Genomic DNA, 6,845 nt, shown 5'->3' with positions numbered 1-6,845 from the left:
ACGCTCGGCTGGGAAACCCCAGCCGAGCGCCTGCATAAACTGCTCACGGCCTGACCAACACAACCACGTGTTGCGACGACCCCTAGAAACCGCCGGCTGACCGTGAGCCCTTCGTGGTGTGTGCGACCGAACCGTCGCGGCCGGGGGCTACTGCTCCCGGCGGAGGTTCGGCTTCAGGTCCTTGAAACGGGCCAGCAGGCCGTTCACGAAGGACGGGGAGTCATCGGTGGAGAACTCCTTGGCGAGCTGGACGGCCTCGTCGATCACCACGGCGTCCGGGGTCTCGTCCATCCAGATCAGCTCGTACGCACCGAGCCGCAGGATGCTCCGGTCGACGACCGGCATGCGGTCGATCTCCCAGTCCACGGCGTAGGTGACGATGAGGTCGTCGATCCGGTCCGCGTACTGCGCGTACCCCTCGACGAGCTCCATCGTGAATTCACCGACCGGCGGCTGACGGTCGTCGGTCCGCGAGAGCCGAACCCAGTCCGCGAGCACGCTCTGCACGGACTCACCGCGCTGGTCGGCCTCGAAGAGGATCTGGAAGGCGCGCTTGCGGGCCTTGTTCCGGGCAGCCACGGTTAGCTGTTCACCCGGCCGAGGTAGTCGCCCGAGCGGGTGTCGACCTTGATCTTCTCGCCGGTGCTGATGAAGAGCGGCACGCCGATCTCGTAACCGGTCTCCAGCGTGGCGGGCTTGGTGCCGCCGGTGGAACGGTCGCCCTGGACGCCCGGGTCGGTGTGCTGGATCGTCAGCTCGACCGCGGCGGGCAGCTCGACGTAGAGCACCTCGCCCTCGTGCTGGGCGACGGAGGCGGTGAAGCCCTCGATCAGGAAGTTGGCGGCGTCGCCGACGGCCTTGCGGTCGACCATGAGCTGGTCGTAGGTGTCCATGTCCATGAAGACGAAGTACTCGCCGTCCATGTACGAGAACTGCATGTCTCGGCGGTCAATGGTGGCCGTCTCGACCTTCACGCCGGCGTTGAACGTCTTGTCGACGACCTTGCCGGAGAGCACGTTCTTGAGCTTGGTGCGCACGAAGGCGGGGCCCTTGCCGGGCTTGACGTGCTGGAACTCGACGACGGACCAGAGCTGGCCTCCGTCGAGCTTGAGCACCAGGCCGTTCTTGAGGTCGTTCGTGGAAGCCACGGTTGCGGAATCTCCTGGACTGAAGCTGGTGGAACGACCGCGGATGCGCGCTAGAGCGCGAGCAGCTCCTTGGTCGTCATGGTGAGTAGCTCGGGTCCGCCGTCCGCCTCGGGGCGCACGACGAGCGTGTCATCGATCCGGACACCGCCCCGGCCCGGGAGGTGGACCCCCGGTTCGACGGTGACCGGCACACAAGCGTCCAGTTTACCCATGGCTGTCGGTGCCAGTTGCGGGTCCTCCTCGATTTCGAGCCCCACACCGTGCCCGGTCCTCGGCTGAAGCCCCTCTCCGTGCCCCGCCGACTCCAGCGGATGCCGGGCGGCGCGGTCCACGTCCCGGTAGGCGGCCCCCGGCGCCAGGGCCTCCCGGCCGGCCCGCTGAGCGGCGAAAACGAGGTCGTAGAGCTCGATCTGCCACTCGGCGGGGGCGGTGCCGATGACGAAGGTCCGGCCGATCTCGCAGCGGTAGCCGTGGTAGCTCGCGCCGAGGCGGACGGAGAGGAAATCCCCCTCCTCCACCCTGCGGTCCGAGGGCCGGTGGCGGCCCTGGCCGGAGTTGGGGCCGGTGGCCACGGAGGTGGCGAAGGCGGGGCCGTCCGCCCCGTGGTCGACCAGGCGGCGCTCCAGTTCCAGGGCGAGATGCCGCTCGGTGCGGCCGACCAGGATCGATTCGAGGAGTTCGCCGAGGGCCTGGTCGGTGATCTCGGCGGCGATCCGGAGGCAGCCGATCTCCTCCTCGTCCTTGACGATCCGCTGCTGCTCCACGGTGAAGCCCAGATCGGCCAGCCGGAGCCGTGGGGCGGCCTGCCCCATGGCACGGTGCCGGGCCACGGTCAGATCGTGCTCCTCGACGGCGAGCGAATCGGCGCCCGCCGAGGCGGCGAGGCCCGCCGCGGCGACCACCGGGTCCCCGTCCGGGACGGGCAGAAGATCGATCCGGAGCGCCTCGTCGGGCCGCCCGTGGGCGGGTTCACCGGTCGGGGCGCGGGGGCAGAGCAGAACGTCCTCGCCGGGGCCGAGCAGGAGCACGGCGCCGGGCGGCGCTCCGCCCGCGAGATAGCGGACGTTGGCGGGGCGGGAGACCAGGGCGGCCGCGGAGCCCGCGGCGGCGCACCGGTCGCGGAGCAGCCCGCGTCGGACGGCGTGCACCTCTGACATGGTTCGAGCGTACGAGCGGAGGCGGCTCCCCGCCCGGCCAGCGCACCCGACCGGGGTTCCGGGCACCGGGGCGCCGCGCGGTCGGCCGCCGTCGGGAGCTCTCCCGGCCGGGCCGGCCCCCGACGGCTACCAGGCGGGCGGGCTGGCGATGGAGCGGGCCAGTACGTCGTCCAGGACGCGGGCGGTGGTCTCGACGTCGTACGTGGAGTTGTCGATGATCGGGAGGCCGGAGCCGTACCAGCCGGCCATCCGGCCGTGGATGCGGGCCACCTCCTCGTCGGAGAGCCTGCGGTTGCCGCTGCGGGCGGCGTTGCGCTCCAGGACGATCTCCAGGCCGGGCAGCAGGACCACGGGCAGCAGGCCGGGGCCCACGTGGCGCTTCCAGCCGCCGAGGCCGACGACCGGGCGGTCGGGGAAGACGGCGTCGTCGAGGATGCAGGAGATGCCGTTGGCGAGGAAGTTGCGGGCGGCGAAGCCGCAGGTGCGGCGGGCCAGCCGGTACTGGGCCTCGGAGTGGTCGTTCCAGCCGGCCTGCGGGTCGGCGAAGCCGGAGCAGACCCATTCGCGGACGTCGTCCAGGGAGACGTGGGCGGTGGGCACCTGGCGGCGGGCCGCCCAGAGCTTGGCGACCGTGGTCTTGCCCGCCCCGGCGGGGCCGATGAGCAGGACGGCGAGCGTCGCACCGCCGGTGCCGGCCCCGGCGGGCGGTGCGGGCAGCGGAACGGGGCCGCCCGGGGGCAGCTGGACGTGCCCGGTGTGCCCGGTGACCTGCCCGGCGGGCGGCGGCGTGGGCCCGGTGCCGCTCCAGCCCGGCTGCGGGGCCTGGCCGGGGGCGGCAGGCTGCTGGGGCCGGCCCTGGGCCGGGGGCGGAGCCTGGCCGGGAGCGGGGGGAGCCTGGCCGGGAGGCGGCGGAGGCGGGGCCTGGCCAGGAGGCGGGGATATCGGGGGCGGGCCGGGGTGGCCGGCGTGCTGGGCCTGGTACGGCCGGCCGACGTGCCCGATACCGGGGCCGTGGGGCGGCGGCAGCGGGGCCCCCACTGCGTGCTGCATCCGGTGCCACTCCGTCTCGTAACTGCAACTGACGCTGATGGGACGGCCACCGTACCTTCCCTGGCCGTCTCGGGGTGAACGGCCCGGGAGGGTGCGAAGTGCCCGTCGGCCGCGCGGAGGGCGGACGGGCATCCTCGGGGTGTCAGTCCGTCAGTTCGTCGGCCAGGGCGCGCAGCGCGAGCCGGTAGGAACCGATGCCGAACCCGGCCACCGTGCCCGTGGCCACCGCGGCGACCACGGACGTGTGCCGGAACTCCTCGCGGGTGTACGGGTTGGAGATGTGCACCTCGATCAGCGGGGCGGTGCGCTGGGCGGCCGCGTCCCGCATGCCGTACGAGTAGTGCGTGAAGGCGCCCGGGTTGAGAACGACCGGAATCGATCCGTCCGCCGCCTCGTGGAGCCAGCGGATCAGCTGGCCCTCGTCGTTGGTCTCCCGCACCTCGACGTCGAAGCCGAGCTCCTTGCCGAGGGTCGTGCAGGCGTCGACGAGTCCGGCGTAGGAGGTGGCCCCGTAGACGTCGGGCTCACGCGAGCCGAGCCGTCCGAGGTTGGGGCCGTTCAGGACGAAGACCCTGCGGGTCACGCGGAGACCTCCCCGTAGGCGGCGAGCAGCACGGCCGGGTCGGGGCCCTCCAGGACGGTGGGCCTGCCGATGCCGTCCAGGACGATGAAGCGCAGCAGGTCGCCGCGCGACTTCTTGTCGACCTTCATGTTCTCCAGCAGCTTGGGCCACTGGTCGCCGCGGTAGGCGAGCGGCAGACCCACCGATTCGAGGATGCTGCGGTGCCGGTCGGCGGTGGCGTCGTCGAGGCGTCCGGCGAGCCGGCCCAGCTCGGCGGCGAAGACCATGCCGATGGAGACGGCCGCGCCGTGGCGCCACTTGTAGCGCTCGTTCTTCTCGATGGCGTGGGCCAGGGTGTGACCGTAGTTGAGGATCTCGCGGAGTCCGGACTCCTTGAGGTCGCTGGAGACGACCTCGGCCTTGACCCGGATGGAGCGCTCGATCAGCTCGGCGGTGTGCGGCCCGGCGGGCGTACGGGCGGCCTCCGGGTCGGCCTCGATCAGGTCGAGGATGACCGGGTCGGCGATGAAGCCGGCCTTGATGATCTCGGCCATGCCGGAGACGTAGTCGTGGACCGGCAGGGATTCCAGGGCCGCGAGGTCGCAGAGGACCCCGGCGGGCGGGTGGAAGGCGCCGACGAGGTTCTTGCCCTCGGCGGTGTTGATGCCGGTCTTGCCGCCGACGGCCGCGTCGACCATGCCGAGCACGGTGGTCGGGATCGCGATCCAGCGCACCCCGCGCAGCCAGGTGGCCGCGACGAACCCGGCGACGTCCGTGGTGGCGCCGCCCCCGATGCCGACGATGACGTCGGTGCGGGTGAAGCCGGTCTGGCCGAGCGCCTTCCAGCAGTAGGCGGCGACCTCGACGGTCTTGGCCTCCTCCGCGTTGGGCAGTTGGACGGCGATGGCCTCGTACCCCTGGTCGGCGAGGTCCTGACGGACCGCCGCACCGGTCTCGGCGAGCGCCTCCGGGTGCAGTACGGCGACGCGTCGCGCGCGGTCGCCGATCAGCTGGGGCAGCTCGCCCAGGAGCTGGTGGCCGACGAGGACCTCGTACGGGTCGGAGCCCGCGGAGCCTGCGACCTGGATGCGGGTGGGACCCTGCTGCGTCATACCGGTGTTCTCCACGCCGGGGGCCGCTGCGCCCTCCGGCAGTTCCAGTGCGTCGATGATCGCCTGGGCGACCTCTTCGGGGGTGTGCTCGTCGGTGGCGACGACGGTCCGGGCGACCTCTTCGTAGAGGGGGCGGCGGGCGTCCATCAGCTCGCGCCACTGCCGGCGCGGGTTGACCGCGAGCAGGGGGCGGGCGGCGCCGAGGCCGACGCGGCGGACGGCCTCGTCCACGTCCATGGAGAGGTAGGCGACCGGGCGGCCGGCCAGCAGCTTCCTGGTCGCCGCGTCCAGGACGGCACCGCCGCCGAGGGCGAGGACGCCCGGGTGCCCGGCGACGGCCGCCTCGACGGCTCGGCGCTCCAGGGCGCGGAAGTGCTCCTCGCCCTCGTCGTAGAAGATCTCCGCGATCGGCTTGCCGGCCTCGGCGACGACGTCCGCGTCGGTGTCCCGGTAGGTGGTGCCGAGCCGGGCGGCGAGCAGTTCGCCGACGGTGGACTTGCCGACGCCCATCGGGCCGACGAGGACGACCAGGGGGCCGCTCATCGGATCTGGAGGTGGTCGAGGTACGACTGGACGTTGCGGTGGGTCTCGGGGACGCTGTCGCCGCCGAACTTCTCCGCGACCGCGTCGGCCAGGACGAGGGCGACCATGGCCTCCGCGACGATGCCCGCGGCCGGGACGGCGCAGACGTCGGAGCGCTGGTGGTGGGCCTTGGTGGCCTCGCCGGTGACGACGTCCACGGTGGCCAGGGCGCGCGGCACGGTCGCGATGGGCTTCATCGCTGCGCGCACGCGCAGCAGCTCGCCGGTGGTGAGCCCGCCCTCGGTACCGCCGGAACGCCCGGAGGTGCGCTTGATGCCGTCCTCGGTGGCGACGATCTCGTCATGCGCCTTGGAGCCGGGGACCCGGGCCAGCTCGAAGCCGTCGCCGACCTCGACGCCCTTGATGGCCTGGATGCCCATGAGCGCTGCGGCGAGCCGGGCGTCCAGGCGCCGGTCCCAGTGCACGTGCGAGCCGAGCCCGACGGGCACGCCGTACGCCAGCACCTCGACGACTCCGCCGAGAGTGTCGCCGTCCTTGTGGGCCTGGTCGATCTCGGCCACCATCGCCTTGGACGCGTCGGCGTCCAGGCAGCGGACCGGGTCGGCGTCCAGCTTCTCCACGTCGGCGGGGACCGGGTAGATCCCGTACGGCGCCTTGGCGGCGGCCAGCTCGACGACATGGCTGACGATCTCGATGCCCGCGGTCTCCTTGAGGTAGGAGCGGGCGACGGCCCCGAGGGCGACGCGCGCGGCGGTCTCCCGGGCGCTGGCGCGCTCCAGGACCGGCCGGGCCTCGTCGAAGCCGTACTTCTGCATCCCCGCGAGGTCGGCGTGGCCGGGCCGGGGGCGGGTCAGCGGAGCGTTACGGGCGAGCTTCGCCAGCTCGGCGGGGTCGACCGGGTCGGCCGACATGACCTGCTCCCACTTGGGCCACTCGGTGTTGCCGACCATGACGGCGACCGGGGAGCCCATGGTGAGGCCGTGGCGTACGCCGCCGAGGAAGGTCACCTCGTCCTTCTCGAACTTCATCCGCGCGCCGCGGCCGTAGCCGAGCCGTCGCCGGGCCAGCGCCTCCGCCACCATCTCCGTGGTGATCGGGACACCGGCGGGAAGGCCCTCCAGCGTCGCCACCAGTGCGGGGCCGTGCGATTCCCCCGCGGTCAGCCAGCGCAACCTGCTCAACGGTGCTCCTCATGCTCGCGCCTGAAATCCAACGGCGCCACCGGGTGCGCGGCCCTGGCCCGCCGCCTTTGATCCTCCCACGACCGGGGGCA

Annotated in this window: 7 protein-coding genes; all 7 read right to left on the bottom strand. The window is 72.8% G+C overall.

The genetic code is table 11. From position 1 onward, the window contains the following. Positions 1-147 precede the first annotated feature (147 nt). Positions 148-579 (bottom strand): transcription antitermination factor NusB, encoded by a 432-nt coding sequence (gene nusB, locus ACIQRW_RS35925; protein WP_007453233.1) that lies wholly within the window; start codon positions 577-579, stop codon positions 148-150. 2 nt (positions 580-581) lie between these two features. Continuing rightward, the gene (gene efp / locus ACIQRW_RS35920) at positions 582-1,148 is read right to left on the bottom strand and encodes an elongation factor P (RefSeq protein WP_007453234.1); all 567 of its coding nucleotides are present in this window, start codon (positions 1,146-1,148) and stop codon (positions 582-584) included. A gap of 50 nt (positions 1,149-1,198) precedes the next feature. Continuing rightward, positions 1,199-2,305: a M24 family metallopeptidase gene (locus tag ACIQRW_RS35915; protein ID WP_382156971.1), complete on the bottom strand. Its 1,107-nt coding sequence runs from the start codon at positions 2,303-2,305 to the stop codon at positions 1,199-1,201. 126 nt (positions 2,306-2,431) lie between these two features. Continuing rightward, positions 2,432-3,355, bottom strand: a complete 924-nt coding sequence (locus ACIQRW_RS35910) for a Pro-rich N-terminal domain-containing protein (RefSeq protein WP_403768886.1) — start codon at positions 3,353-3,355, stop codon at positions 2,432-2,434. A gap of 142 nt (positions 3,356-3,497) precedes the next feature. Further along, positions 3,498-3,938 (bottom strand): type II 3-dehydroquinate dehydratase, encoded by a 441-nt coding sequence (locus ACIQRW_RS35905; protein ID WP_403768883.1) that lies wholly within the window; start codon positions 3,936-3,938, stop codon positions 3,498-3,500. Beyond that, complete coding sequence (gene aroB / locus ACIQRW_RS35900; protein WP_403768880.1) at positions 3,935-5,572, bottom strand: 3-dehydroquinate synthase; 1,638 nt, start codon at positions 5,570-5,572, stop codon at positions 3,935-3,937. Before aroB ends, ACIQRW_RS35905 begins: the two co-directional genes overlap by 4 nt. After that, positions 5,569-6,753 (bottom strand): chorismate synthase, encoded by a 1,185-nt coding sequence (gene aroC, locus ACIQRW_RS35895; protein WP_403768877.1) that lies wholly within the window; start codon positions 6,751-6,753, stop codon positions 5,569-5,571. The genes aroB and aroC overlap by 4 nt, the downstream gene beginning before the upstream one ends. Between the last annotated feature and the right edge of the window lie 92 nt (positions 6,754-6,845).

Origin of the sequence: Streptomyces sp. NPDC091287 (assembly GCF_044768525.1) — a bacterium.
Taxonomy (GTDB): domain Bacteria; phylum Actinomycetota; class Actinomycetes; order Streptomycetales; family Streptomycetaceae; genus Streptomyces.
The sequence above is the reverse complement of the archived record's forward strand: the minus strand, read 5'-3'. Positions and strand labels throughout refer to the sequence as shown.